Source organism: Pilosibacter fragilis (assembly GCF_032490495.1).
GTDB lineage: Bacteria > Bacillota > Clostridia > Lachnospirales > Lachnospiraceae > Pilosibacter > Pilosibacter fragilis.
In genome coordinates, this window is sequence record NZ_JAVYJB010000064.1 from 1 (window position 1) to 737 (window position 737).

The 737-nt window shown below is 47.1% G+C and carries 1 protein-coding gene and 1 pseudogene; both read left to right on the top strand.

The features are described from left to right. Nucleotides 1-480 (top strand): annotated as a pseudogene (locus ABCW45_RS17735) (IS21 family transposase); the annotation flags it as partial. After that, a partial coding sequence (locus ABCW45_RS17740) for an ATP-binding protein (protein ID WP_343221297.1) occupies nucleotides 477-737 on the top strand: 261 nt, incomplete at its 3' end. The pseudogene ABCW45_RS17735 and the gene ABCW45_RS17740, both read left to right, overlap by 4 nt.

A 737-nucleotide genomic window follows, 5' to 3' on the forward strand; every position in this document is an offset into this window, starting at 1 on the left:
GTCGATGTGCGAGTGACAGATACCACCATTGAAATTTTTAAGGATTTCAGGAGAATTGCTTCCCACAAACGCCTGTACGGGCGTCCTGGGCAGTATTCCACAGTACTCGAACATATGCCGCCAGATCACCAGAAATATCTGGAGTGGAACGGTGACCGTTTCCGCAAATGGGCAGAAACAATTGGAATCAATACCTATAAAGTTGTAAACAGTATCCTTACCTCAGGCAGAGTGGAGCAGCAGTCTTACAGGGCCTGTATGGGCCTTTTGAAGCTTGCTGAGAGGAAGTCTTCACAGCAGCTTGAAAACGCCTGTGCAAAGGCTCTGCAGTACTCGAATTCACCCAGCTATAAAAGTATCAAGAACATCCTTACTGCGGATCGTGGAGCTAAATCTGAGGCACCTCAGAAGCAGACAAACGAGAGTTCCCAGTCCGGCATCACCCGTGGTGCCCGTTATTACGGAGGTAAGAGATCATGACAAATCAGAGTACAATTGACAAGCTTATTGAAATGCACATGACATCGATGGCCGATGCATTCCGTAACCAGATGCAGGATATCTCCATGAAGGAGATCCCTTTCGATGATCGGTTTGGGATGATCGTTGATATCGAATATACATCCCGTAAAAACAGCCGTTTGAAAAGACTGATTAAGAATGCAGAGTTCGAGCAGCCAGACGCAACGATTGCGGCAGTTGATTACGGTCATAACCGCAAAGTAAACCGCCACCTG